This window comes from Micromonospora sp. PLK6-60 (assembly GCF_019890675.1).
Taxonomy (GTDB): Bacteria; Actinomycetota; Actinomycetes; order Mycobacteriales; family Micromonosporaceae; genus Micromonospora.
In genome coordinates, this window is the sequence record NZ_JAIOAA010000001.1 from 276,145 (window position 1) to 301,699 (window position 25,555).

The 25,555-nt window shown below is 73.7% G+C and carries 20 protein-coding genes; 6 read left to right on the top strand and 14 right to left on the bottom strand.

Going from position 1 to position 25,555, the window contains the following annotated elements:
- Positions 1-6 precede the first annotated feature (6 nt).
- Genes K7640_RS01070 through K7640_RS01125 form a run of 12 tightly spaced genes read right to left on the bottom strand, consistent with a single transcriptional unit; the run spans position 7 to position 12,999 of the window.
- Positions 7-1,443: a baseplate J/gp47 family protein gene (locus K7640_RS01070; RefSeq protein ID WP_222952738.1), complete on the bottom strand. Its 1,437-nt coding sequence runs from the start codon at positions 1,441-1,443 to the stop codon at positions 7-9.
- On the bottom strand, positions 1,436-1,924 hold the full coding sequence (locus K7640_RS01075; RefSeq protein WP_222952739.1) for a hypothetical protein: 489 nt from the start codon (positions 1,922-1,924) through the stop codon (positions 1,436-1,438). The genes K7640_RS01070 and K7640_RS01075 overlap by 8 nt, the downstream gene beginning before the upstream one ends.
- 1 nt (position 1,925) lies before the next feature.
- Positions 1,926-2,255: a hypothetical protein gene (locus K7640_RS01080; RefSeq protein WP_222952740.1), complete on the bottom strand. Its 330-nt coding sequence runs from the start codon at positions 2,253-2,255 to the stop codon at positions 1,926-1,928.
- Between the two features lie 9 nt (positions 2,256-2,264).
- Positions 2,265-4,265, bottom strand: a complete 2,001-nt coding sequence (locus tag K7640_RS01085; protein WP_222952741.1) for a hypothetical protein — start codon at positions 4,263-4,265, stop codon at positions 2,265-2,267.
- Positions 4,262-4,867: a hypothetical protein gene (locus K7640_RS01090; RefSeq protein WP_222952742.1), complete on the bottom strand. Its 606-nt coding sequence runs from the start codon at positions 4,865-4,867 to the stop codon at positions 4,262-4,264. Before K7640_RS01090 ends, K7640_RS01085 begins: the two co-directional genes overlap by 4 nt.
- Positions 4,867-5,394 carry a hypothetical protein gene (locus tag K7640_RS01095; RefSeq protein ID WP_255607725.1) on the bottom strand — a complete coding sequence of 176 codons (528 nt, stop codon included), beginning with the start codon at positions 5,392-5,394 and terminating at the stop codon, positions 4,867-4,869. Before K7640_RS01095 ends, K7640_RS01090 begins: the two co-directional genes overlap by 1 nt.
- Entirely contained in the window at positions 5,370-6,854 is a 1,485-nt protein-coding gene (locus K7640_RS01100) for a hypothetical protein (protein ID WP_222952743.1), read from the bottom strand. Before K7640_RS01100 ends, K7640_RS01095 begins: the two co-directional genes overlap by 25 nt.
- Entirely contained in the window at positions 6,851-10,105 is a 3,255-nt protein-coding gene (locus tag K7640_RS01105) for a hypothetical protein (RefSeq protein WP_222952744.1), read from the bottom strand. The genes K7640_RS01100 and K7640_RS01105 overlap by 4 nt, the downstream gene beginning before the upstream one ends.
- Before the next feature lie 3 nt (positions 10,106-10,108).
- A complete protein-coding gene (locus K7640_RS01110) occupies positions 10,109-10,363 on the bottom strand; it encodes a hypothetical protein (RefSeq protein WP_222952745.1) in 255 nt (84 codons plus the stop codon).
- Positions 10,364-10,390: 27 nt separating this feature from the next.
- The gene (locus K7640_RS01115; RefSeq protein ID WP_222952746.1) at positions 10,391-10,822 is read right to left on the bottom strand and encodes a hypothetical protein; all 432 of its coding nucleotides are present in this window, start codon (positions 10,820-10,822) and stop codon (positions 10,391-10,393) included.
- A 13-nt stretch (positions 10,823-10,835) separates the two neighbouring features.
- Entirely contained in the window at positions 10,836-12,008 is a 1,173-nt protein-coding gene (locus K7640_RS01120; protein WP_222952747.1) for a hypothetical protein, read from the bottom strand.
- 40 nt (positions 12,009-12,048) lie between these two features.
- Positions 12,049-12,999, bottom strand: a complete 951-nt coding sequence (locus tag K7640_RS01125; protein WP_222952748.1) for a hypothetical protein — start codon at positions 12,997-12,999, stop codon at positions 12,049-12,051.
- A gap of 323 nt (positions 13,000-13,322) precedes the next feature.
- Between K7640_RS01125 and K7640_RS01130 the strand changes: the two genes are divergently transcribed.
- Together K7640_RS01130 and ygiD are read left to right on the top strand one after the other, a co-directional pair.
- The gene (locus K7640_RS01130; RefSeq protein WP_222952749.1) at positions 13,323-14,804 is read left to right on the top strand and encodes a hypothetical protein; all 1,482 of its coding nucleotides are present in this window, start codon (positions 13,323-13,325) and stop codon (positions 14,802-14,804) included.
- Between the two features lie 87 nt (positions 14,805-14,891).
- Positions 14,892-15,758: a 4,5-DOPA dioxygenase extradiol gene (gene ygiD, locus K7640_RS01135; RefSeq protein ID WP_255607727.1), complete on the top strand. Its 867-nt coding sequence runs from the start codon at positions 14,892-14,894 to the stop codon at positions 15,756-15,758.
- A gap of 9 nt (positions 15,759-15,767) precedes the next feature.
- Here ygiD and K7640_RS01140 read toward each other — a convergent pair whose 3' ends face one another.
- The gene (locus K7640_RS01140; protein WP_222952750.1) at positions 15,768-16,340 is read right to left on the bottom strand and encodes a GNAT family N-acetyltransferase; all 573 of its coding nucleotides are present in this window, start codon (positions 16,338-16,340) and stop codon (positions 15,768-15,770) included.
- Positions 16,341-16,369: 29 nt separating this feature from the next.
- Positions 16,370-17,383 (bottom strand): helix-turn-helix transcriptional regulator, encoded by a 1,014-nt coding sequence (locus tag K7640_RS01145; RefSeq protein ID WP_255607861.1) that lies wholly within the window; start codon positions 17,381-17,383, stop codon positions 16,370-16,372.
- A gap of 472 nt (positions 17,384-17,855) precedes the next feature.
- Between K7640_RS01145 and K7640_RS01150 the strand changes: the two genes are divergently transcribed.
- Genes K7640_RS01150 through K7640_RS30685 form a run of 4 tightly spaced genes read left to right on the top strand, consistent with a single transcriptional unit; the run spans position 17,856 to position 25,535 of the window.
- Entirely contained in the window at positions 17,856-20,309 is a 2,454-nt protein-coding gene (locus K7640_RS01150; RefSeq protein WP_222952752.1) for a glycosyltransferase, read from the top strand.
- Positions 20,306-21,937 (top strand): glycosyltransferase family 39 protein, encoded by a 1,632-nt coding sequence (locus K7640_RS01155; protein WP_222952753.1) that lies wholly within the window; start codon positions 20,306-20,308, stop codon positions 21,935-21,937. Before K7640_RS01150 ends, K7640_RS01155 begins: the two co-directional genes overlap by 4 nt.
- Positions 21,934-23,352: an alkaline phosphatase family protein gene (locus K7640_RS01160; protein WP_222952754.1), complete on the top strand. Its 1,419-nt coding sequence runs from the start codon at positions 21,934-21,936 to the stop codon at positions 23,350-23,352. Before K7640_RS01155 ends, K7640_RS01160 begins: the two co-directional genes overlap by 4 nt.
- The gene (locus tag K7640_RS30685; RefSeq protein ID WP_222952755.1) at positions 23,349-25,535 is read left to right on the top strand and encodes an endo-1,3-alpha-glucanase family glycosylhydrolase; all 2,187 of its coding nucleotides are present in this window, start codon (positions 23,349-23,351) and stop codon (positions 25,533-25,535) included. Before K7640_RS01160 ends, K7640_RS30685 begins: the two co-directional genes overlap by 4 nt.
- Positions 25,536-25,555: the final 20 nt, after the last annotated feature.

Genomic DNA, 25,555 nt, shown 5'->3' on the forward strand with positions numbered 1-25,555 from the left:
CTCACCTCACACGATCCGGAACGGCCGGGGGGCGTCCCGGTCGACGTAGACGGGCACCTGGTTGGCGGCGAGCACGGCGTTGGCCCCGACGGCCAGCCGCTGCACGCCGTCGCCGGCGGGCGCGGTGGCGGTGACCACGCTGGCCGAGTCGGCGGGGAACCGGACCAGCCGCAGGTCCCGTACGTCGGCGACGCCGGGCTCGTTCATCAGCGTCCAGATCACCTCGGCCACCCGGACCGGTTCGCCGAACGGCAGCTCGTCGACGTAGCGGCGCAGCCGGGCGTGCAGCCGGGCCCGCAGCTCGGCGGCGGCGGTGGAGGCGTTCACCGCCTCCTTCGAGCCGGTGGGCAGCGGCAGACCCCGGATCACCAGGTCCGCCTCGACCCCGATGTCCACCTCGTCGGCGCGTTCCACGGCGGCGAAGACGCCGACCGGGCGCAGGTCCTCGATGACCGACTCGACGGCGGCCTGCAACCCGTCCGGGCCTTCCCAGATCGCCGCGGCGGTGGGCGCGACCAGCACCGAGAAGTAGTACGGATTGCCCAGGTCACGTTCGGTGCTGAAGACCCGTTCGATGAAGTTGAAGTTGCCGAAGATGGACTGGTTGAGGTCCAGCCCGCCGCGGCCGTCGAAGACCTGCACCTGCCGTACGCCGGGCACGGTGGTCACGGCCAGGCCGATCGCCTCGGAGGTCCACACCGAGCGGGGCGCGGCCAGCAGCAGCTGCCGGTAGCGGGCGTCGCTGACCTGGAGTTCGCCGCCGGTGAGCGGGGTGGTGTGGGTGATCTGGACGAGTTCGGCGCCGGCGGCCTGCTCGGCGTCGTCGAGGTCGGTCAGCAGGGTGTCGGCCCGGTTCCACCGGTCGATGCGCTGCTCGGGGCGGGCCGGGTCGAGGTTGTGCGAGGGGCCGGGGTGGAAGGCGGCGACGGCGGGGCTGCGCTGCGGGGCGGCGGCGGTGAGCACCACCGTCTCGTCCAGCGCCACGTGGTGCCCGCCGGGGGTGGACAGCCGGGCGCCGCGGGGCAGGGTGATCCCGGTCCGGCCGGTCGGCAGCGCCCCGGCCAGCTTCAGCGTGACGGTGCCGCGGGCCTGCAGGTGGGGCCGGGGGATGCCGAGGTCCTCGCCGAGCCGGGTCAGCCCGTCGCCGACGGCGGACACCGCGTAGGTGTTGTCGTAGACGGCGCCGCAGGTGGCCCAGAGCCGGGCGTCCTCCAGGGCGGTGAGTTCGAAGACCTTGCGCAGCACCGAGCCGGTGGTGAGGTCGACGTCGTCGCCGAAGAGCAGCCGGGCGGTGGCCAGCTTCTCGGCGAGCAGCCGGGCGAAGGACTTGGGTACGAAGCCGGTGTCGACGATGCCGAAGCCGGCGGAGCCGGTGGTGCGCAGCGCCTCGGCGTCGACGGCGAGCACGTCGGCCGGTTCGGTGGGCAGGATGGGCTCAGACACTGGGCAGCTCCCCGAGTCGCACCGCGAGCCGGTCGTCGGTGATGGTTTCGAACTGGACCTCCACCCGCAGGGTCCGGGAGGCGCGCAGCGCCGGGTCGGCGGTGGCGCCGAGCCGGCCGTCGTCGAGGTTCACGTCGACGATGCGGCGGATCCGGGGGTCGCGGTGCAGCAGGGTGATGACGGCGACCCGGACCTGCTCGCGGATCAGCACCGGTTCGAGGTTCTCGGCGAGGGCGTTGAGGCCGTCGAAGCCGTACTCGGCGTCGAAGACGTTGGCGCCGCGCAGGGTGGTGAGCGCGACCGCGAGGGCCTGGCTGACGTTGTCCGGGCCGCGGACCAGGTCCAGGGTGCGCCCGTCGGGTCCGGTGGTGAAGGAGATGTCGCGGGCGATGTCGATGCCGGGCAGGGTCTCGGTGAAGGCGAGTCCCCAGCCGAGGTAGCGGTTGCGGGCGGTCTCCCGTTCGCGTTCGGTGCGGTCCATCTCAGACCGCCGTCAGCTTGCTCTGCCCGGCGCTGAAGGACAGCTTGGGTTGGCTGCCGGCGGTGCTGCCGGTGCTGGTGTCCAGCGCGACCCCGACGCCGTCGACCTTCAGTTTGCCGGCGGGGCCGCCGACGGAGGCGACCGCGAGGCACTTCACGCTGGAGGTGTTCGGGTCGTCCGGGGTGGTGCAGGCGGAGACCGACTTGCCGCTGATGCCGTCGAGCCGGACCACCGGGACCCCGTCGACGGTGAGCCGGGGCCGGCCGGCGGGGCTGACCTTGCCCTGCCCCGGGCAGGTGATGCCGCTCGAGGTGATGAGGACCTTTGCCACGGCTGCTCCTCAGTGGACGTTCATTGATCCGCTGACGTGGACGTCCACGTTCGCGGCGGTGAGGTTGATGTTTCCGCTGCCGGCGTCCAGGTCGATCTGTTTGCCGGTGATGGTGATCGACCCGTCCTGCTTGAGGACGATCTTCGAGCCGCCGCCGGCGTGCTCGATGGTGATGCTGTCCGCGTCGCCGGCCCGGGCCGGCCGGTGGCCGCGGCCCTGGAGTTTGGCCCGGCCCACCCGGACGGTCAGCTCGCCGAGCTCGATCACCCGGTTGCCGTCGCCGTCGGTGAGGTCGTGGGCCACCTTGCCGGCGTGGTCGGCGGGGACCGCGCCGTCGGCCACCGACGACCGGTCGCCGGTGGCCACCCCGACGGGCAGCGAGAGCCACCAGTCCCCCGGTTCGGAGACCGGCGCGTGGCCGGAGGGCCAGAGCGCGCCCACGTCGACCGGGTCGTCGGGCCGTCCGTTGCGGTAGGCCAGCGCCACCCGGGTGCCCGGGTAGCGGGGCAGGACCAGGCCGCAGCCGCCCCAGGCGAACGGGGTGAGGTAGCTGACGCCGGGCAGTGGGGTGGGTTGTTCCCGGCGGGGCGGCAACCGGCGGGCGCCGTTGGGCCGGCCGTCGGGGCGGACCAGCCCCTCCCACACGGTCTCGGTCTGGGCGGGCGGCTCGACCGCGCCGGAGGCGTTGGTGGCCACCGCCCGTACCTCGCCGACCTCCAGGCCGCGGGCCTCGCCGGTGGCGGCGCGGGCGGCCCGGCGGACCGCCTCGGCGGCGGCGGTGCCGGGTGACCCGGCGCCGGCGGCCGGTTCCGCGCCGGCCGCCGGGGTGGCGTCGGACCAGGTGTCCCAGGCGCCCGCGCCGGTCGCCGGGATCTGGACGCCGTGCACCTCGGTGGCGAAGCCGGCGGTCTTGGACAGTTGGTGGCGCACCGAGCTGACGTAGAGCAGCTTGGCGCCGGGCCCCAGCTCGCCGGTGGACGGGGCGAACGGGGCGGCGAACGAGCCGAGCAGCGCGGCGCCGACGGTGCCCAGCGTGGTGGCCTCGTTGCCGGGCGGCGGGTCGAAGCGGACCACGTCGCCGGGCTTCAGGTCGGGGCGGCCCTTGCAGGTGAGCGTCCACGCCGGCTTGGCCGGGGCGGCGCCGCCGGCGGTCTCGGTGGCGGCGTACGGGTCGGCGCCGCGCGGCTCGTCCTCGGTGCACTCCAGCAGGCCGGTGGCGAGGGTGAGTGGCTTCGGTTCGCCCTCCGGGTACGGGATGGGCCGCGCGCCGACGTGCACGGTGCCGTCCCGGATGAGCAGCATGGACCGGCCGAACCGGTTGCGGGCGTGGGCGAGCGCCTCGCCGATGCGCTCCAGCGCGGCGGTGTAGAGCAGGCCCTGGCCGAGGACGACCCGTTCCGCGCCGGTCGCCTCGCCGGTCGGGCGGGTCATGGTGCCGTCCGGGTTGGCCTCCCAGGTGGTGAGCGACACCCGGGTCCGCTGGCCGATGGCGGTGACCGCCGCGGTGAAGTTCTCCGCCTCGAAGCGGGTGGCGACCCGCTGCCCGAGCCGGGCGTACGCCTGCTCGACGAGGGTCAGCTCGGTGTCGTACGTCTTGTCGCCGGAGATCCGGCGGATCTTCTTGACCCGCAGCACGGCGACGAGCGACTCGTGGAGTTCCTCGGCGGACGGTCCGGCGTTGAGGCCGACCAGGTTGGTGAAGAACGCGCCGACGCTGGTGTTGGCGTCCCGCCAGTACAGGTGCAGCTTGGCGACCAGCGGGGCGTCGCCGGCGCGCAGCAGGGCGAAGTGCTCGTCGGTCAGCCCCTCGATGGTGATCTTGTAGGCGCCGGGCCGGAGCCCCTCCTCCAGGGTGGCGTCGATGGCGGCGTAGTAGCTGCTGCTGGAGAGGGTCAGCGGCAGCGGCGCCAGGCCGGCCGGCGTCTGCCGGTGGAACTCCAGGGTCCAGCCCGCGTCGTTGCCGACCGCGCCCTGCTTGACCTGGCTCGACTGGAACGGGGTGAGTGTCATCGCACGACCCTCCGCAGCTTCTTGTCCAGCAACAGGTGGTGGTACCGAAGCCGGGCGGCGCCCTGCTCGGACTCGATGCGCTGGGCCGGTGGCCGCCGGCGCCAGACGAACACGTTTATCGGCGAAGGGCCGAACTGGTCGACCGCGACGTCGGCCGCCCGCCAGCCGATCGCCAGCCAGGAGCCGTAGTCACCGGAGCCGCGTACCGTCCCGGCGGTGAGGTGCCAGCCCAGCACCACCACCTCCAGCGGGCCGCAGCGGCGGCGCAGGCCGGCCGCGAGCGGCACCGACCCGAGGATGCGGGTGCCCTGGCGGACGACCAGCCGCAGCGGCACCCGGGCCCCGAGCGCCGGCAGCGGCCGGGGGGTCGGGACCGGTCGGGGGGCCGACTCGTCGGCGGAGGTGGTGACCACGGCGAGCGGGTCGGCGGCCAGCCACTGCCGGGCCAGTCCGGTGGGCAGGATCAGCACGGCGTGCGCGCCGACGCCCAGGTCGATCCGCTGCGGCAGGCCGGCGGTGAGCGGCCGGCGGACCTCGGTGAAGCCGGCGGGCAGCCCGGCCGGCGCCTCCGGCAGCAGGTAGCGCTCGATCGGGAAGCTCATCACGACCCCAGTCCGTCGGCGAGGGCGCCGACCCCGATGCTGGCCACGTCGAGCAGCTTGCCGAGCAGGCTGGGTCGCGGCACGTGGGCCATGGTGAGGCTGACGTCGAGCACGTCGCGGCGGGCGGCCGAGGCGGAGACGGTCAGCGACTGCACCTGCATGTCGGTGCGGATGGTCATCGAGGTGACCAGGATCAGCCCGCCGAACCGGCCGCCCGAGTACGCGGCCAGCGCGGTGCCCCGCTTGCTCGCCTCGGCCATCGTCTCCAGGGCGAGCTTCCAGGCGTACCGCTCGCCGCCGACGAAGACGCCGGTGAGGGTGACGGTGTCGTCGTGGGTGGCCACGATCGCCTTGTGCGCGGTCGAGCCGATCGGCGGCAGGTGGTAGGTCTGGGACAGCGATATCGCGGTGACCGCCCAGAGCGGGACGGGTAGCACACCGTCGCTGATCACCGCCGACGGCACCGTGCCGTACTTCATGAAGCTGCTGGTGAAGCCCATCGTCAGCGCCCTCCGGGGTTGGGCCATGGCACGGCGGTGCCGGTCGGTTCGACGGCCATGCCCAGGTCGCGCAGTGCCTTGGTGAGTTCGGTGACCTGGCCGGCGGCGCTTGTCACCCGCAGCCGCAGCCGCCGGTCCTCCAACGCCTGGGCGATCCGGGCCGGTCGGCCCGCCGCCGGGCCGGTGCGGTTGATCCGGTCGATCTCCGCGGCGGCGTCGGCCATCCGTTGGATGGCGTCGAGCACCCGCGGGTCGGGGACGAACGCCGGGTCGCGGGCGCGCAGGTCGTCCAGGACACCGCGGAAGGTGGCCGCGTCGGTGCGCAGGTTGGTGGCCAGGTTGTCGGTGAGCGAGGTGACCGAGGAGACCCCGCTGGCCCGGTGCGACTTGTCGTCGATGAGCCACAGCCAGCCGTCGTGACCGATACCGATCAGGTCGATGCCGCGCTCCCGGACCTGGGCGTCGGGGCCGCGCAGGAAAGCCTCGACGCTGCTCAGCGAGAAGGCGGCGGTGTACTCGCCGACCGCGGCCCGCCCGTAGTGGGTCATCTCGTGCCGCACGTACGCCCGGAAGGCGCCCGCGTCGTCGGCGGCGCCGCCGCCGCGCCGGAAGTTGCGCCACAGCTCGGTCAGCGCCGCCGGGTTGTGCGCGGCGACCTGCTGGATGAGCCAGACGTCGCCGTTGGCCACCACCGCCCGCAGGTCGGCGTCGTCGATGCGGGCCAGCGCCTCGGCGAGCCGGGTCGCGTTCATCTGCGCCGCGGTGTTGCGGGCCCGCCCCAGCTCGTCGAGCGCCCCGCGCAGCCGGGCCAGTTCCTCGGCGGTCATCCGGCCGGCGAGGGCGGTCTCCAGTTGCGCGGTGGCCTGCCGGGCGGTGGCCTCGGACTCGGCGGACACCCGCTGCCACACCCGCCGGGGGTCGAGTTCGGACGCGCGGCGCAGCGCCGCCGCCTGCTCCGGGGGCAGCCGGCGGAACGCCGCGGCCAGTTCCGCCGCGGGTTCGACGTGCCGGCCGCCGGCGCCGCCGTCCGGCATGCCCTCGAACTCGCGCAGCAGCGACCGGGCGTAGGACGCGGCGTCGTCGTACAGCGGCAGCGGGCCGTCCCCGACGATCGCCTCCCGAGGGCCGGACAGCTCCCGCATCTCGGTGTTGAGCTGCTCGAAGTACTCCCCCAGGGTCTCCATCCGGACGCCCTCGGGCAGGTCGCCGCCGTCGAGCACGTGGTCGAGGATGGCGGCGATGTTGTCCCGCAGCACCTGGATGCGTTCCAGCCGGGCGGTGGCGTTGCCGATGTGTAGGTCGCCCACGTCGTCGACGACCCGCCGGATCATGAACTCCAGCAGGGCGCGGGAGCGGGGCTCGCCGCGCTCGCTGTGCTCGGCCAGGGTGCGCATGAACCCGCGCAGCCGGGGGTGGGCGTCGGCCGCGGCGCGCACCGCCGACGCGTCCAGCATCCGGCCCACCCGGTACCGGCGCGGCGGGGTCACGGTCGCACCACCGGGGCGCGGACCGCCCCGGCCGGGCCGCTGGCGGCCCGCTCCTGGTCGAGCACCATCAGGATGAACCGGGCGCCCTCCGGCCCGCCGACGGACTGGGTAAGCATGGCCTCCCGCTCGATGTGGGCGAGCACCGGTTCGAGGGCCTTCTGGATGATCCGGCCCAGCACCTCGGTCATCAGGATCTCGGTGATGAACGCCTGGAGCAGGTCGCGGGAGGCGGCCTCGATGATCTGCCGGCTGATCCGCCGGGCCACGTACCCGCGGGCGGCGCGCAGGCCGGAGCGGAGCCCGGCGCGCAGGGCGACCCGGCCGCCGCGCGCGACCGCGCCGCCGATGGTGCCGGCCTCGGGCACCAGGGACAGCGCCAGCCCGAGGTACGCGGCGAACAGCTCCGCCTCCACCTCGGCGCGGGTCAGCACCAGCTCCGGGTCGAGCATCGAGCCGTAGAGGCGTTCCCGTTCCCTGGCGTGCCGCACCTCGTTGGCGGCCACCGCCACGCCGGCCAGGAAGCCGAGTGGCGGGCAGAGCACCGACAGCAGCACGATGCCCACGTTGAGCCCGAAACCGATCAGCTCCTCTCGGCCGAGTTCCGCGCTGAACAGCGCGTCGATGCCGAGGGCGTAGAACGAGTCGCCGGCGAAGAACTCGCCCAGTTCCTGGTGCACCACCAGGTGGACGCCCTGCAGGGCGTAGCGGCTGCCGGGGACGGTGGCGGAGGGGATGTTGTCCCGGATCCGGCTGGCCCGGAAGGCGAACATGGCGTCGGCGCGGGCCTTGCCGATCATCTCGGTGTTGTTGTCGCTCATCTCCCTGAGCAGCCGGCGCAGCTCGCGGCGGATCGCGGTCGGGTCGGTGCGGAACCGCCAGATCACGTCGGGCAGGTTGGTGACCTGCTTGACCAGCGGATCGATCCCCTCCGCCTGGCCGCGCTGCATCACCATCGCCTGTTCGAGCTCGGACTCGGTCCACATCACCCCGTGCGAGTCGCGGATCCGGGTGACCCCGCCGGTGGTGACGATCTCGTCGGCGGCGCCGGGGGTGGTGAACGCCGACTCGGCCGCGAGGAACGCCCCGGACAGCGCCCGGGCGGCGCCGAACCAGGCGGTGGCCGGGTTGGCCGCGGAGGCGGCGGCGACGGCGCCGCCGGCGTACCCGGTGTGGTCCTGGATCCAGGTGGCGGTGCCGTGCCGGCGCAGCAGGTCCCGCAGCCGCTGGAGTTCGACGTAGCCGGAGAGTTGGGAGACCAGCAGCCGTTCGAAGATCGGCGCGTACCGGTCGAAGTTGGTGATCCGGGCGTTGATCCCGGTGCGGGAGCTGAGCAGCAGTTGCAGCAGCATCGCCTGGCTGCCGGTGACCAGGATCTGCCCGACGGCCGACTCGGTGGCCGGGGTGAACTCGTGCAGGAAGTGCAGGTCCCAGGAGGCCGGGGAGTCGATCCAGCCGCCGCGCACCTTGGCCCAGTGCTCCGGCTGCTCGTAGGTGCGCATCACGGCCAGGGCGAGCTGGTGCAGCTTCGGCACCACTCCGGCCAGGTGCCGGAGGAACTGCACGGCGGGCGAGGCGACCGGGCGGAAGTTCAGCGATCCCAGCGCGCCGTTGCCCTCGGGGGTCGGCTGGGTGAACCCGTCGCGCTCGGTCACGCTGATGTACGCGCTGATCGAGGCGGCCCGGTCGAACAGCGCCTCGGCGGCCTGGAGACAGAAGTTCGCCGGGTACTGGCAGATCTTGCCCATCTGGAGCCGGAACGCGATGTCCTCCATGACCCGGCGCAGCCCGTCGCCGGCCGGGCCCAGGTCGGTCAGGGACGGTTCGCCGTTGAACGCGGCGCAGCCGCGCGGCTCGCCGCGGGGCAGGCCGGGGCGGCGGACCACCGGGAACCGGCTGGCCTCCTGCTCCGGCGGGGCCGGCGGCGCGGGGGGCGCGGTCGGGTCGTAGACGAAGGACCCACCACCGGAGCCGCTGCCGATGCCGACGCTGGGGCCGCCCGCGCCGCCGGAGTCGCCGTCGCCGCCACCCGCGCCGCTGCCGCCCGCGCCGGTCGCACCGCCGGTCCCGCCCGTGCCGCCCGTGCCGCCGGTCCCGCCCGTGCCGCCGGTGCCGCCGGTCCCGCCGGTGCCGCCCCCACCGCTGCTGGCGGCGTCCCCGCCGGCTCGCCGGCGCGGGCCTTCCACGGTGACCGGCAGCAGGTTCGCGGTACCGGTCCAGTGCAGGCCGGCGTCGGTGCTCTCGGTGCTGACCAGCATCATGAACGACCCGCCGAGGCGGACCACGACCAGCGAGGTGGGCGCGGTGCCGCCGGTGCCGGCCAGCACCCCGTCGACCCGCCGGACCACCTCGGCGTCCACCGCGGCGTCGACCCGCCGCTGGTACTCGTCGTTGCTGGTGGTCTCGCCCTGCGGCTGGGCCCGCATGACCCGGGCCCGGATGTCGGGGCCCATCAGGTCGGCGGTGGCGGCGACCAGGGCGGCCCGGTCGGTGATGGGTTGGCGGGTGGCGGTGCCGGGCACCGCGGGCGGGTCGGACGGCCGTTCCTCGAAGGGCGGGACCCGGCCGGGGACCAGGACCAGCTCCCCAAAGCCGGGGAAGGAGAAGGTCGTCCACGGGGTGGTGAAGATGACCACCGCCCAGGCGGGGTGACCGGACCGGTCGGTGGTCTTGACGATGATGCCGCGCGGCGCGTCGGCGGGCAGCGGGCCGAACTGCCGGACCGCCTCGCGGATCACGTCCATCAGGTGATCCCGCAGGTAGCCGGCCGGGCGGAGCACCCAGTCGTGCACCACCGGGACGACCACTGCCGGCTCGTCGCTGAAGTCGATCACCTCGGGCGCGCCGCCGCCCTGGTAGGACGGGATCTCGTAGGTGCGCAGCAGGGCGCTCTCCCGGGCCGGGTCGGCCACCTCGGCGGCGGGCTCGCTCAGCGGGAGCACCACGCCCTCGGGCAGGCCGGGATCGAGCCGGGCCGCGTCGACCGCGTCGGCGACCACCGCGCGCAGCCGGGCCTCGAGGTCGCGCCGGGCCGGCCCGGGCACCCCGGCCGCGGCGTCGCCCGTCCAGGTGAAGACCGGGTCGAGGGTACGCACGCCGAGGTAGCCGCCGCGCGGCTCGATCGCCTCCCGGCGGGACCGGTCCAGGGCGCGGGCCAGCGCCAGGGCCAGCGCCTCGGCGACCTGGTCGGGGCGGTGCGCCAGCGACCGCGGGTCGAGGCGTACCCGCACGGGGATGCGCACCTGCACCGGCACCGGTCACACCCGCCCTTCGAGGTGTTCGGCGAGGCGGCTGAGCGCCAGGTCGGCGAGGGCGTCCGGGTCCAGCTCGACGCCGGCCGCCACCACCTCGATCTCGACCGGGAAGTGGTACGAGATCGTCGCCCGGTCGTCCTCGGCCACCCGCTCGGCCTCGGCCTCGCTGCCGGCGGCGGGCAGCACCAGTTCGCCCGCGTGCACCAGCGCCAGCCCGGTACGCGTCACCCGGGCCGCACGTGCCTCACCGGTCGCCACCGGCGTCCTCCCTCCGCTGTGGACGGCTCACCGGGGCAGCGTCGACTTGTCGCCGACCTTCGGGTCCACCTCGGCGCCGAGGCTGAACCCGCTGAAGGTGGCGGCCGGCGCGCCGGAGATGGTGGCGGTGCTCGGGGTCGCGCTGGTGATCAGGCAGTCGCGCAGCACGAACGACGAGAACGACCAGTCGTCGCCGGTGTGCTCCAGCAGCGAGATGTCGAACAGTTGCCCGTCGAGGGCGAGTTTGGTGAGCCGGCCGGCGACGTCCCCGATCGCCTTCACCGTCATGGTGAAGTTCATCGTCACCGGGGCGTAGATGGCGCCCATGTGGGTCACCTCGCACGAGTGCAGCGCCTCGACGTTGAGCGAGAACGACGGGGTGAACGAGTCGATCGGGCTGATCAGGAACGTGTCCGAGTCCTTCGTGTACTGGACGGCGAGTCGGGTCTTCCACTCCATGGCGGGTTTCTCCTCAGAACTTGGCGACGAGCGTGACCAGCAGCCGGCTCACCGCGGGCCCGTAGGTGACCGTGACGACCAGGTCCACCGTGCGGTCGGCCCGGGCGGCGGTGACGATCGCGTTGTCGGTGGTGTCCCGGGCCGACTCCGGCAGGCTGAGGATGTCCAGCACCGGGATCTGCACCGTGTAGTCGTCGATCACCGCGGACCGCTTCAGCGGGCCGAGGATCCCCTCCACCTGGGTCTTGAGCAGGGTCATGCCGGGCTTGGTGATCCGCGCGTCGCCGATCAGCCCGATCAGCCCGGCGCGCAGCATGAACTTGATCTGGTCGAGGGTGCGGACCAGGTCCACGTACATCAGGCTGGCATCGGTGGTGAACAGCCGGCCGTCGGCGAAGTGCAGGCTCTCACCGACGATCATGTCGGGGTCGATCAGCGGCACGATGTCCGCCTCGGAGAGGCCCTTGATCTCGGCCGGGCTGTACTGCCGGGCGATCGGGACGGCCAACCCGCGGACCTTCTTCAGCACGATGCTGTAGTGCACCGGCAGCCCGGCCACCGCGGCCATCGCGGCGGTGGCGGCGTCGCCGTCGACGCCCCGGGCGGCGACCATCATCATCCGGCTGGTGCTGCTCTTGAGCCCGGCGACGGCGGCCACGGTGTCCGCCACGTAGGTCGGGCTCTTCGTGGCGGCCGGGTCGGTCATGGCGAAGCCGATCCGGGCCTGCCCGGCCGCCGACATCGACTCCACGTGCGCCTTGAGCGCGTGCAGGCCGGTGGGCGGGTTCGCCCCGGCGGCCGGGTTGCCGACGGTCGCCTCGTTGGCCAGCGACACCATGGTGACGTCGTCGGCGGCCTCCAGGCCACCGAGCGCGGCGGCGTAGTCGTCGCCGGAGACCTTGACGCCGTACACCTTGGCCGGGCGCGGGTCCTGCGACAGCGCCAGCTCCAGCGAGTTGTAGAGGGCGTTGCGGACGACGTTGCCGGCGTTGCGGCGGGCGAAGTTGGTGACCGCGTCGTCGAGGGTCTCGATCCGCACCGGGGTGTTGGCCGCGGCGGCGCCGCCGTCGGCGTTCGCGGGGGCCTTGCCGACCACGGCGACGACGCCGGGTGAGCGCTGCGCCAGCGGCGGCGCCGGTGGCACGATCCTGACCTCGATGTACGGGAAAGCTGCGGTTACTGGCACGGGTCCTCCCAGCGGATGCGGTGCTCTGGTCTTCGGGTGGTCAGGGCCCGGGCGCGGGCACGGCGGCCAGTCCGACGCCCTCGGTGGCGAGCCACCGGCCGGCCCGGGCGTACCGGTCGGCGCGCCGCTGCTGGGGGCTGCCGGTCTCGCCGCCGGGCCAGGCGGTGTCGTCGAACGTGGTGTCCGGCACGATCCAGACGGCGACCACCCGGTGCCGCCGCCGGACGTCGTCGGTGGCCGGCACCTCCAGTCCCAGCTCCTCGGCCCGGCTGCGGGCCAGCCGGCTCTGCACCAGCAGGTCGGCCACGGAGAAGCCGGCCGCGCGGACGAACACCGCGGCGGCGAACGGCAACCGCCGCGGCGTCGGCGTGGCGGCCGGCGGGGGCGCGTAGCGCAGTTGGACGGTCGCCGTGCCCGCCTGGCCACGGACCCGGGTGACCAGGTCGGAGACGCTGCCGGCGCCGGTGGCGACGAGCAGCCGGTCCAGGTGCGCGTCGGTGAACGCGGCCGGCTGGTCCAGGCCGGCGCGCACCCGGGCCGCCAGCCGGCTGCGCCGCTCGGCCTCCAGCACCGTCGGGTCGGTGGGCAGCGCGCCGAGGTCGGCGACGATGTCCGGGTCGACGTCGAAGGAGGGCAGCGCCATCTCCAGCGCCTCGACCCGGTCCCGGGCGGCGGCGGTGCGGACCACCAGGCCGCCGCGCCACAGTGCGTCGACGCGCAGCGGCGCCGGCCCGAGGCCGTGCAGCCGCAGCCGCAGTTCGGTGCGTTCGTGCCCGCCGGCGCCCATCCACTCGCCCTCGGCGAGGGTGACCTGCGGGGTCACGTACCCGACGGTGAGCTGGTCGAAGACCGCCGCGTAGGGCGGGCCGACCGGCATCGCCTCGGTGTCGTAGGCGGCGGCCACCAGGTTGGCCAGCGCGTCGTCGTCGAGGATCCCGGCGCGGGTGGCCGGGTCGCCGAGCCGGACGAGCACGGAGTCCACGAAGTCCACGCCGCTCCCCTCGATGCCGGGCCGTACAGGGCAGAGGATGGCGGGCTGGGTGTCTCGTGATCGTCACCGGTCGCGTCGCGGTGCCGTCGCCGTACCGTCACCACCGCGTCGACCGGCCGGTCAGGGCGCCGGCGCCCACCGTGGACCTGACCGGAATCGGCCACCGGCGACGGTGGACGGCGACGGTCGGCCGGTGGGTCGGCCGCCGATCGCCGGGCCGGGGCTTCAATCTCGGCGGGGGCGGGCGGTAGCGTGGCGCCACGCGTGTCCGCCGGCGGCTTTCGCCGGCCGCGGCTGGCGTTCGACGGTACGGAGGATGGCGGATGTCCCACGGCGAGGAGCCGTTCACGGTACGCGACGACAGCGGGTCGCGGCCGGCTTTCGATCTCACCTTGCGCGGCTACGACAAGCGGCAGGTGGAGCGGCACGTGGAGCAGCTGGACCAGCAGCTCGCCCGGCTCACCGCGGAGCGGGAGCGGACGTCGGCGCGGGTCACCGAGCTGACCGGCCAGGTGCAGCGGCTGCAGGCCGAGGTGACCGAGGCGCGGCAGCGGGCGCCCCAGGTGGAGCGGGCCTCGTTCCGTGACCTGGGTCCGATGGTGGACCAGATCCTCGACCTCGCCGAGCGGCAGGCCGGCCAGATCACCCAGTCGGCGTCCGAGCGGGCCGAGAAGCTGCACGCCGAGGCGGAGAAGGTGCTGGCCGAGGCGCGGGAGCGGGGCGCGGAGACGCTGCGCGAGGCGGAGGAGCAGCTGGCCGCCCGGCGGGCCGAGCAGGACCGGGCCGACGAGGAGCGGCGGGCGGCGGCCGAGGCGGAGCTGGCCGAGGCGCGGGAGCGGGCGGAGCAGCTGCGTGCCGACGGCGAGGCCGCGCACGAGCGCGCCCAGCAGGAGGCCAAGCGGATCAGTGAGCAGAGCGCGCGCCAGATCACCCAGACCCGGGCGGCCAGCGAGGCGCTGACCAAGGCGGCGCGGACGCAGATCCAGCAGGAGATCCAGGCGGCCCGTACGCAGAGCCAGCAGGAGCTGGCGCAGTGGCGGGCGAACGTGGAGAAGGAGCTGGACGAGCGGCGGGCCGCCGCGGAGCAGGAGCTGACCGACGCGCGGCTCGCGGCCGAGCAGGAGATGGCCAACCAGCACAGCGCCGCCGAGCAGCAGATGACCACGCTGATCGCCGAGGCGCAGCAGTACTCCACCGAGGTCCGCCAGCGCGCCGACGAGCAGGCCACCCTGCTGCACGAGCAGCTCGCCTCGGTGCAGCAGGAGCTGGGCGAGCGGCAGCAGACGTTGAACCAGGTGCGGGCCGAGCTGGAGGTGGGCCAGGAGCAGTTGGCCCGGCTCCGGGAGGACGAGTCCACCGTCGGGCGGGAGCTGGCGCAGGCCCGGCAGCAGCTCGGCGACGTCCGGCGGGAGCTGGGTGGCGAGGTGGCCCGGCTGGAGGAGGCCCGCCGGGCGGCGGACCTCGCGGAGCGGCACGCCAAGGACGTCCGGGCCCGGGTCAGGGCCGAGGCGAAGCGGGTGGCGGACCTGGCCGCGGCGGCGGTGATGGCGGCCGCGGCGGGCGGCACGGAGACCGCGGAGTTCCCGGTGGTGGTGCCCCGGCGCGAGGCGGTGCCGGTGGGCGGGCCGGCCCGCGACGACGAGCCGGCGGAGCTGCGTGGCCTGGGGCCGGCGGTCGAGCCGATCGCGCTGCCCGGCCGTCCGGACGAGGCGCCGGCGCTGCCGGGCCGCTCCGACGAGCTGCCGACCGGCGAGGTGCCGGCGCAGCGGCGCGGGCCGCGCTCGGGGGTGGAACTGCCGGCCTGAGGTGGCACGGCCCGCTGGGCGAAGCTCCTGCGGGCCGGCGTCGAAGGGCACTACCGTCGGCTGCACGGTCGATCCCGAGGAGTTCGGATGAGCAGCACAGGGGTGGCGCGGATGCCCGCGGCGTTCTTCGGGCACGGCAACCCGATGAACGCCTTGGAGGTCAACCGGTACACCTCGGCCTGGCGGGCCTTCGGCGCGGCGGTGCCGCGACCGCGGGCGATCCTGGTGATCTCCGCGCACTGGTACGTCGGCGCGACGGCGGTCACCGCGATGCCGCGTCCGCGCACCATCCACGACTTCTTCGGTTTTCCGCCGGAGCTGTTCGACGTGCGGTATCCGGCGCCGGGGCTACCGGAGCTGGCCGAGGAGATCAGCGACGTGGTGCGTCCCACCTGGGTGGGTGCCGACCTGGACTCGTGGGGCATCGACCATGGCACGTGGTCGGTGCTGACCCACGCCTTCCCGGACGCGGACGTGCCGGTGGTGCAGCTGAGCGTGAACGCGTTCAAGGATCTGGACTACCACCTCGACCTCGGTGCCCGGCTGGCGCCGTTGCGCGAGCGCGGCGTGCTGGTGGTCGCCAGCGGGAATGTGGTGCACAACCTGGGTGGGGTGGACCGTCGGCTGCCCGACGCCGGTTTCGACTGGGCGCGGCGCTTCGACGAGGCCGCCCGCGAGCTGCTGCGGGACGCGCCGACGGAGGCGGCGACGTTGGACGGTCACCGCGACTACCGGCTGGCGGTGCCGACGCCGGACCACTTCATCCCGTTGCTGTATCTGGCGGGGGTGGCCGGCGCGGCGGGCGAGCGGCCCGAGGTGCTGGTGGACGGGTACGCGTACGGTTCGCTGTCGATGACCGCGTACACGGTGGGCATGACCTGCGTGACCGGTGACCAGCCGGCGGGTGCGCCGTCGTTGCCGGCGGACGTGCCGGCGGACTCGGCCAACATCTGACCCGGGCGCTCAGCCCTGCGCGCCGGCGGCCCGGGACCGCCACTCCCCGGCCAGGACGGCGAAGACGAGCTGGTCGGCCCACCCGTCGCGGAACCGGTAGCTCGCCACGTGGTGCGCCTCCTGACGCATGCCGAGGCGGGCCAGCAGGCGGGCGGACGCCTCGTTGCGGGCGTGACACCGCGCGTAGACGCGGTGCAGCCCGGCGCCGTGGAAGCCCCAGTCCACCAGCGCGGTGGCGGCCTCGGTGGCCAGGCCGCGCCCGCCGTGGTCGGGATGGAAGACGTACCCGAGTTCCGCGGTGCGGTCGACCTGGCTGCGCCAGACCAGCTCCACGGTCCCGATGACCCGGGCGTCGGTGACCACGGCCAGCGTGAGGCAGTCGCCCTCCGCGCGCAGCGCGTCCTCGCCGGTCATGGCGAGCACCGACGCCCGGGACTGCTCGCGGGTGCGCGCCTCGCCGCCGGCCAGCCAGCGGACGACGTCCGGCCGGCGCTGGTAGGCGTGCACGTCGTCGAGGTCGTGCGGGGTCACCGGCCGCAGGGTGAGCCGGGCGGTGCGGATCGGGTACGTCGGGCGGAGCATCGGGCGATCTTAGGACGTCCCGCGCGCGGTCACTGCCCGTCGGCCGTCGGGGCCCATCCGCCGGACCCGCGCAGCGTGTCGCCGGGGGACCGCCCGTACGTGTCGCGGTAGGCCCGGGCGAACCGGCCGGGATGGGCCCAGCCCCATCGCAGCGCCGTCGCGGCCACGGTCTGCCCCGGTTGGGCGTCCCGCAGGTCCTGGTGTGCCCGCCGCAACCGGATGGCGCGCAGGAACGCCATCGGGCTCTGCCCGTGGTGCCGCTGGAAGGCGGCCTGCAGCGCTCGTGGCCCGATCTGGCACGCCGCGGCGATCTGCGCCACGGTCAGCGGGTGCACGGCGTGCGCCTCGATGTACGCGGCGGCCCGGCGTACCACCGGGGGCAGCACCCGGCCGGGCCCGGGCAGGTACTGGGCGGTCATGCTGGTGTTCGGGAACACCGCCAGCGCGGTGGCGGCCACCAGGTCGAGCAGTCCGGCCCGTACCAGCGGGTTGGCGACGGCCTCGGCATTGTCTTCGACCTGGCGGCGCAGGAACGCCCCCACCGACTGCCAGTGTGCGGCCAGCGCCGGGGACACCGGCGCCAGGGCGGTGAAGTGGAACTCCTCGGCGGGCAGGCCGGTGCGGGTGGTGGCGACCGCCGAGATCGGCGCTAGGGGCAACCGGACCACGAAGGCGGTCACGTCCTCCGACACCAGCCTGCCCGGGGCGTTGGGGTAGCGGCCGCAGTCGCCGTGGCGCAGCCGGAGCTCCTCCCCGCGGCTGGTGACGCCGTAGCACCCCTGGGTCACGGTGACCGCGGTGAAGTGGGGATAGGGCGGGGTGTCGGTCCGGACGCCCAGCGGGTAGCGGATGTGGTCGAGTTCCAGGTTCTCCACGCGGCGGGTGCGGCGGCGGAAGCGGAAGCGGCTGCGGGGGCCGGATATCCGCGGCCGGTGCTCGCCGAAGCGGCGGGCGATGAGGTGGTGGGCCAGTTCCGGGTCGCGCGTGTCCACGTCGTCCGGGGTCTGTCCCGCCCAACCGGACGGGTGGGCGGGTCGTTGCATGGTCACGCTCGGCGGATCCTTTCACGCATTGAAACAGCCAGAACCTTAGGACTGCTCACCATTCCGGCGACATCCGGAGCAGAATCTACCGAGCCACTTTGCGCATTGACCAGCCGGTTCGCGCACCCGCTGTCCGGAAAGCGCACACGGGCCATTTAACGGCCTTGCAATAACTGTCCCACAAATCGGGATCGCCGCTTCTGCAGTGCTGCTGAGCTGCCAGAACTCAGATTTTTGTTAAGTATTGGTGTGCGGTATCAGTGCTTTCGCTGTCAGTTAGTTGACCGTTCAGGCATTGGACTCCCATTGTTCACCCGCCCTAACCTCGGGCTGTCCGAGCCACTTACCGGGCGGCGCGGCGCTATTCCGTCGGCGGGCCCTGAAACCCCAATCCCGATCGACGGTCTCCACTTTCCTTGCGATTGCCGTGGCGGTCGCGGCTGCTCGGCGTCCGCGACCAGGGGAGGTTGACATGACGAGATCCGAGGCGGCGCCCGGGATCCTGGCGGAACCTGGCGACGATCCGGTACGCGAGCTGTGGGCGCCGCCGGACGCCCGGCCACCACGACTGACCGTCCTGGTGCCCAGCCGCAACGAGGCGGAGAACGTCGCCGCGCTGCTGGCCCGGCTGGGCCCGGCACTGACCACGCTGGACGCGGAGCTGCTGCTGGTGGACGACAGCGACGACGGCACCGTGGACGCGCTCGCCCGCGTCGCGCCCGGGGCGCCGATCACCGTGCGGGTGCTGCACCGCCCGGTCGGCCAGCGCGGCGGCGGGCTCGGCGGGGCAGCGCTGCTCGGCATCCGGCACGCCCGCGGTGAATGGGTCATGGTGATGGACGCCGACCTGCAACATCCGCCGGAGTCGGCCGCGCGGCTCGCGGCGGTGGCAATGCGCCATGACGTCGACGTCGTCATCGGCACCCGGTACGCGGGCAGCGGATCGGCCGGCGGCCTGGACGGCCCGCTGCGCGCGGTCACCTCGTCCTGGGCGACCCGGCTGGCCAAGACGCTCTTCCCCCGCCGGCTGGCGACCGTCTCCGACCCGATGAGCGGGTTGTTCGCGTTCCGGCGCGCCGCGGTACGGCTCGACCGGATGAACCCGTCCGGGTTCAAGGTGCTGCTGGAGCTGCTGGTGCGCCACCCCGGCGCCCGGGTCGCCGAGGTGGCCTACGAGATGGAGCCACGCCACGGCGGACGGTCCAAGGCGTCGTTGCGCGAGGGGACAACGTACCTGCGGCAGTTGCTCCGGCTGCGCGGGCTGCGGCTGGTCGGGCAGATGCGTCGCCACCCGCGTACCCGGATGGAACGGTGGCGGGAGATGAGCCGGATGGTCGCCTTCGGGCTGGTCGGGCTCACCGGCATGGTGGTCAACACCGGCGCCCTGTGGTTGCTGCACGAGCCGGCGGGCATGCACCACCTGCTCGCCGCGGCGCTGGCCACGCAGGTCTCCACCACCTGGAACTTCCTGCTGGTGGACAACCTGATCTACCGGCGGGACCGCACCGGCGGGCCGCTCGCCCGCGCGGCGCGGTTCTTCCTGCTCAACAACGCGCTGCTGCTGCTGCGGCTGCCCGTGCTGCAGGCACTGGTGTGGACCGGCATGAACGTGCTGGTGGCCAACGCCCTGACGCTGACCGCCTTGTTCCTGGTGCGGTTCCTGGTCAACGACCGGGTGATCTACACGGCCGTGGACAAGAGCCGCCGCGACCCGGTACGCCTGCTGGTCGCGGTCGCCGAACGGGCGACGACGGGCACCCCGTCGCGCCGGCGCTACCAGTACCTGAAGTACCGCTACGACGTCGCCGGCCTGGTCACCATCGGCTCGCAGATGGTCCTGCCGGAGCTGGAGTTCTTCCGGGCCCAGTGGGTCGCCGACCGGGACGTGGACATCGCGGTGCGGGTCAGCGACGTGGGCGGGCGCGGTCCGCAGCGCCGGGCGGCGCTGACCCAGTACGCCGAGCACTCGGTGCTGCGCTACGAGGAGCAGCTCGGCCGGTTGGGCGCCAACTTCCGGATCCAGCTCGGGCCGCCGATCGACATCCAGGTGGGCCCGCTGCTGGCCCGTTCCCCCCACGTGGTCTACACCAACATCATCGAAGCGCTGCTGCGGTTCGTCATGATCGCGCGGGGGCACATGCTGGTGCACTCGGCTTGCGTCACGATCGACGGCGTCGGGGTGATGTTGTCGGCGTTGACCGACACCGGCAAGACCGCGACCGTGCTGCGGCTGCTGCGCGACCACGACGGCAGTTTCCTCTCCGACGACATGACCATCATCCGGTCCGACGGCACGGCCACCTGCTTCCCCAAGCCGCTGACCATCAGCGCGCACACGCTGCGGGCGGTGCAGGCCCAGGACCTCACGCCCCGCGAGTGGCGTCGCCTGCAACTACAGAGTCGGCTGCACTCCAAGGGTGGGCGGTCGTTCGCGCTGACGCTGGCCCGGCTCAACGTGCCGATCATGGGTATCAACGCGTTGACCCAGCTCGTCGTGCCGCCACCCAAGTACAGCGTGGACCGGCTGGTCCCCTGCCGGATCGCCCGGACCGCCGAGGTGGCGGAGCTGTTCATCATCGAGCGCGGCGCGCCGGCGCTGTCGGAGCTGGCCGGCGGGGAGACGGTCGAGCGGATGATCCGCAACACCGACGACGCGTACGGCTTCCCGCCCTTCCGTTACCTGGCGCCGTCGCTGGTCGTGGACGGCATCGGCTACCACGAGCTGCGGGCGCGCGAACGCGAGGTGCTCACCGGTTTCCTGTCCCGGGTGCGCAGCCGGGTGCTCGCCTCGGACACGTTCGGCTGGGCCGACGAGATTCCCCGGTTGATCCGGGCCGAACGGACCGGCGGTGTCCCGCACCCGGTGCCCGTCCAGGGCTTCCCGCGGTGGGGCGCCGAGTTGACGACGTCGAGCGGAACGGCATGAGCGTGGCCGACTCGGCCACGGCGACGCTGCCGGGCCAGCGGCTTCCCGGCGATCGCGGGCCGGGGTGGCCCCGGCTCGCGGCCCGGGTACCGGACTGGCTGCCGCGACTGCGCCGGTCGCGGTGGACCGTCGCCGCCGTGCTGGGCACGGTCGCCGGGGTGGCGCTGTTCGTGCGGTGCTGGCAGTTGGGCGCGCTCGGCTTCAACAGCGACGAGGCGGTGTACGCCGGCCAGGCCGCCGCGCTGGCCGGCAACCCGCGCTACGCCGAGCTGTTCCCGGTCTTCCGGGCGCACCCGATGCTGTTCCAGTCGCTGTTGTCGCCGTTCTACCGCGTGGGTGAGCAGGACATGGTGGGACGGGTCGTCGTCGCGTTGATCGGCACGCTGACCGTGCTGGCGGTGTACCCGGTCGGCGCCCGCCTCTACGGCCGGAAGGTGGGTCTGCTCGCGGCGGCGCTGCTGGCGGTCATGCCGTACCACGTCACGGTCACCCGGCAGGTGCTGCTGGACGGGCCGATGGTGCTGTTGTCGACGCTGACGCTGTACTGCCTGGTGCGGTTCGCCCTCCAGCAGCGGCTGCTGTGGTACGTGGCCACGGCCGCGATGCTCGGGTTGACCATGCTCGCCAAGGAGACCAGCATCGTGCTGGCCGGTGGTGTGTACGCCTTCCTGGCCCTCACCCCGAAGGTGCGCCGACCCGTGCGGGCGACGCTGCTGGCGCTTCCGGTGCTGGTGCTGGTCTTCGCCACGCATCCGGTGTCGCAGGCTTTGGCCGGGCGGACCGAGACCGGCCGCAACTACCTGGTGTGGCAGTTGTTCCGGCGGCCGAACCACCCGATGTCGTTCTATCCGGAGAACGTGCCCACCGCGATCGGCCCGCTGGTGCTGGTGGCGCTGCTGGCGGGACTGTGGTGGGCGCGGCGGCGGCGCAGTTGGCGGGAGACCCTGCTGCTGTGCTGGATCGCCGCTCCGGTGCTGTTCTTCCAACTCTGGCCGGTCAAGGGCTTCCAGTACCTGCTGCCGGTGGTGGCGCCGGTCGTGGTGCTCGCCGCCCGGGCGCTGGTGACGCTGCCCGTACCCGCGGCGCTCGCCGGCCGACCCGGCGGCGACCCCGTCCGGCGGCGGCGGGCGGTGCGGGTGGGGGCCGCCGGGCTGGTCCTGGTAAGCCTGGCGGTGCCCTGCTGGCGGGCGGTGAACGGTCCCGCCGGCACGAGCTTTCTCGCCGGGTCCGGCGGGGTGCCGGGTGGCCGGGAGGCGGGCCGGTGGCTGATGGCGAACACGCCGGACGGGTCGGTGGTGCTGACGTTGGGCCCGTCGATGGCCAACATCGTGCGGTACTACGGCAGCCGGCAGAGCTACGGGCTGTCGGTGAGCCCGAACCCGTTGCACCGCAACCCGTCGTACCTGCCGCTGCAGAACCCGGACGGGTGGCTGCGCAACAACGACCTGCACTACGTGGTGTGGGACGCGTTCTCCGCCCGCCGCTCGACGTTCTTCGCCGAGCGGCTGATGACGCTGGTCCGCCGCTACCACGGCCGGGTGGTGCACACCGAATACGTACGCGTCGCCGACGGTAGCGGCGACCGGGTCCCGATTCCCGTCGTGATCATCTATGAGGTGCGTCCATGACCTGCTCGTCGTCCTCCACCCGCCGTCACCGGGCGCTGCTGTGCTGCCTGCCGCTGCTGGCCGGCCTCCTCGCCGCCGGTATCGGCGGCGGACCGGGTGCCGCCGCCCCGCCGGTGGCCGGGGCGGCGGCGCCGAGCCCGCCGCCGGCCGAACCGTCCGCGGACGCGGCGCGGCGGCCGACCACCCCCGTCGAGCACTTCATCTTCCTCATGCAGGAGAACCACACCTTCGACAACTACTTCGGAACCCGGCCCGGGGTCGACGGCTTCCCCGCCGACGTGTGCATGCCGGTGCGGGTGGGGCGGCCCGAGCCGTGCGTCCGCCCGTTCCACATCGGCAAGCTCGGCGCGATCGACCTGGACCACTCGGCGGACGCGTTCAAGCAGCAGTACAACGGTGGCCGGATGGACGGGTTCGTGGAGGGGGTGAGCAAGCAGGGCAAGGACGGCAAGATGGCGATGGCGTACTACGACGACCGGGACCTGCCCTACTACTGGAACATCGCCGACGAGTACGTGCTGTTCGACCGGTTCTTCAGCTCGTCGCACTCGGGCAGCATCCGCAACCACATGTACCGGGTCACCGGTGGCCCCGGGGCGACCGGCAAGTCGGAGACGATTCCCGCGCAGGGGTGGGGGAACATCCCGACCATCTTCGACCGGCTGGAGGCCGCGGGCATCAGCTGGAAGTTCTACGTGCAGAACTACGACCCCACCATCACCTTCCGGTCCCGGGTCAAGGAGGAGGACATCGACCGGGGCGCGCAGGTGATCTGGGTCCCGCTGCTGGCGTACGCCCGCTACGTCGACGACCCGCGGCTGTCCCGCAAGATCGTCGACCTGGACGAGTACTACGAGGACGCGGCCCGGGGCGCCCTACCCGCCGTGTCGTTCATCGCGCCGGCGGGCAACAGCGAGCACCCGCCCGGCAACATCGCCTCCGGGCAGAACCTGGTCCGGGCGCTGCTGACCCAGCTGATGCGCTCACCGGACTGGTCGTCGTCGGCCTTCATCTGGTCCTACGACGACTGGGGCGGCTGGTACGACCATGTCACCCCGCCGCAGGTGGACTCCTACGGCTACGGCTTCCGGGTGCCGGCGCTGCTGGTCAGCCCGTACGCCCGCCGGGGTTACGTCGACTCGACCACGTTGGACTTCACCTCGGCGCTGAAGTTCATCGAGGTGAACTGGCGGTTGAAGCCGCTGGCCGCCCGGGACGCCAAGGCGGCCACCTTCCTGGGCGCCTTCGACTTCGACAGCCCACCCCGCCCGGGTGTGCTGCTGGGCACCGTCCGGGTGCCGGTGGTGCTGAAGCGCCCGGATCCCCGGCCGGTCTACGCCTCGTACCTGATGGCGGTGCTGGTGGTGGCCGGGCTGGTCGGCACGGCCGCGGTGCGGTCGCGGCGGCGGCGGTGAGCGCCCGCCGCCGGCTACTGCCGGTGCTCGCCCTCGCCGCGCTGCTGGTCACCCTGACCCCGGGGGCCGCCTCGGCCGCGCCGGCGTCCGCGCTGCCCGGCACGCTGCGCATGCAGATGGTGCCGCCGATGCGCGGCGTGCTGGTCAGCGTGGACGGCAACTCGGGTCGCACCGACGCGCACGGCCGGCTGGACCTGCGGGTCCGCAACTTCACCGGCCTCGACGAGCGGCTGAGGGTCGCCCCCACCGCGGTGGCCGCCGACCGGAAGGTGATCTTCGACCGGACCCGGGGCAGCGCCGATCACGGGGTGCGCGGGCGCATGGTCGAGATCGGGTTGCGCACCGTCCGGCGGGTGTCCTGGAGCTACCTCGACCGCTTCGACACTCCGGTGCCGGCCGACCGGGTGACGGCGATGCGGCTGCGCAGCAACACCGGCGAGATCGTCGAACTGACCGGCGCCGACCTGAGCCGGCCGCTGTGGCTGGCGGAGAGCCGCACCCAGCAGGGCCCGCGCGGCCTGGCCTCCAAGCGGCTCTACTACGTGGTCGACACGGTGATGGTCGACGGGACCTCGGTGGTCAACCGGGCGGGGCAGAAGTTCGTCCCCTGGGAGCGGCAGCGGTGGATGATCCGGCTGCTGTTCTTCAAGGTGACCTTCTCGGCGTCCGACATGGTGTTCACCCGCCGGGCCGGGCACGGTATCGAGTTGACCCGGGCGGACGGCCGGGTGCAGCGGCTGCCGTTCGCCGACGACGGCAGCGCGCTCGTGCCCGACCTGCCCCGGGGCACGTACACCGTGTCGGTGCTGGGCGGCGGGTTGTCCTTCGGCCGGCCGGTCAGCATCAGCCGGGACCAGCAGGTCGACCTGGACGTGATCAGCCCGCTGGACCTGGTCCTGGTCGGCGTCGCGGTGTTCGGCCTGGCGTGCGGCCTGGTCGTGGCGGGGCGGCCGGCGTTGCGGCGGCGGCTGGCCGCGCGCCGGCTGGGTCACCTCGCGCGCCGGCTGGTGCGCGGCCGGCGGACGAGCCGTCCGCAGCACGCGGCGCTGTGCCTGGTGGCGGCGATGCTGGCGCTGACCGGGACGCCGTCGGCCCGGGCGCGGGCCGACGCGGGGCCGGCCCCGTCGGCCGCCGCGCCGGTGCCGTTGTTCGCCTTCTACTACATCTGGTTCAACCCGACGTCCTGGCACCGGGCGAAGACCGACTATCCGCTGCTCGGGCGGTACTCCAGTGACGACACGGAGATCATGCGCCGGCATGTGCGGATGGCGAAGGCCGCCGGGATCGACGGGTTCCTGGTCTCCTGGAAGCACACACCGCAGCTGGACGGCCGGCTGGCGAAGCTGGTCGAGGTCGCTCGGGAGCAGGACTTCCGGCTGGGTATCGTCTACCAGGGGATCGACTTCGCCCGCAAGCCGCTGCCGCTGGCCACGGTCAGCCGCGACCTCGACCTGTTCGCCAGCCGGTACGCCGACGACCCGGTGTTCGCCGTGTTCGACCGCCCGCTGGTGGTGTGGAACGGCAGCGACCGGTTCAGCACCGCGCAGGTCGGCACGGCGACGGCGCCGGCCCGGCGGAGGCTGCTGGTGCTGGGCACGGCCAAGAGCGTCGCGGCGGCGCAGCGGTTCGGCGCGGTGCTGGACGGGCAGGCGTACTACTGGTCCTCGGCGGACCCGCTGCGCGACCAGGTGCGGGAGAAGCTCACCGCGATGGCGCAGGCCGTACACCAGCGAGGCGGCCTGTGGATCGCGCCGGTCGCGCCCGGCTACGACGCCCGGGCGATCGGCGGCCGGCGGGTGATCGAGCGCCGCGACGGTGCGACGCTGCGCGCCTCGTTCGCCGCGGCGCGGGAGGCGCAACCGGACGCGCTGGGCGTGATCAGCTGGAACGAGTTCACCGAGAACACCTACGTGGAGCCCAGCGAGCAGCTCGGCGGGACGTACCTGGAGACCCTCGCCGAGCTGCGCGGGGTCTCGTTCGACTACGACCCGCGCACCGACAGCGGCCAGCCGCACGACCGGCCGTGGGGCCTGCCGGCCTGGGCGGCCCTGGCCGGCACGGCCTGCGTCGCCTTGGGGATGCCGCTGGTGTTCGCGCTGCGGCGGCGACGGCCTCGTCCGTCCGGTGGCCCGCCGACCCAGCGCGCACGACGTTCGCCGGCGGAAGGAGCCGCCGGCGAGTGATGCGGGGCGGCAGGGACGTC

Coding starts and splice junctions, on each gene's coding strand:
- K7640_RS01075 (WP_222952739.1), bottom strand. CDS start 1,924: ATGGACCGCACCGAACGCGAACGGGAGACCGCCCGCAACCGCTACCTC.
- K7640_RS01085 (WP_222952741.1), bottom strand. CDS start 4,265: ATGACACTCACCCCGTTCCAGTCGAGCCAGGTCAAGCAGGGCGCGGTC.
- K7640_RS01090 (WP_222952742.1), bottom strand. CDS start 4,867: ATGAGCTTCCCGATCGAGCGCTACCTGCTGCCGGAGGCGCCGGCCGGG.
- K7640_RS01095 (WP_255607725.1), bottom strand. CDS start 5,394: ATGGCCCAACCCCGGAGGGCGCTGACGATGGGCTTCACCAGCAGCTTC.
- K7640_RS01115 (WP_222952746.1), bottom strand. CDS start 10,822: ATGGAGTGGAAGACCCGACTCGCCGTCCAGTACACGAAGGACTCGGAC.
- K7640_RS01130 (WP_222952749.1), top strand. CDS start 13,323: ATGTCCCACGGCGAGGAGCCGTTCACGGTACGCGACGACAGCGGGTCG.
- ygiD (WP_255607727.1), top strand. CDS start 14,892: ATGAGCAGCACAGGGGTGGCGCGGATGCCCGCGGCGTTCTTCGGGCAC.
- K7640_RS01140 (WP_222952750.1), bottom strand. CDS start 16,340: ATGCTCCGCCCGACGTACCCGATCCGCACCGCCCGGCTCACCCTGCGG.
- K7640_RS01145 (WP_255607861.1), bottom strand. CDS start 17,383: ATGCAACGACCCGCCCACCCGTCCGGTTGGGCGGGACAGACCCCGGAC.
- K7640_RS01150 (WP_222952752.1), top strand. CDS start 17,856: ATGACGAGATCCGAGGCGGCGCCCGGGATCCTGGCGGAACCTGGCGAC.
- K7640_RS01155 (WP_222952753.1), top strand. CDS start 20,306: ATGAGCGTGGCCGACTCGGCCACGGCGACGCTGCCGGGCCAGCGGCTT.
- K7640_RS01160 (WP_222952754.1), top strand. CDS start 21,934: ATGACCTGCTCGTCGTCCTCCACCCGCCGTCACCGGGCGCTGCTGTGC.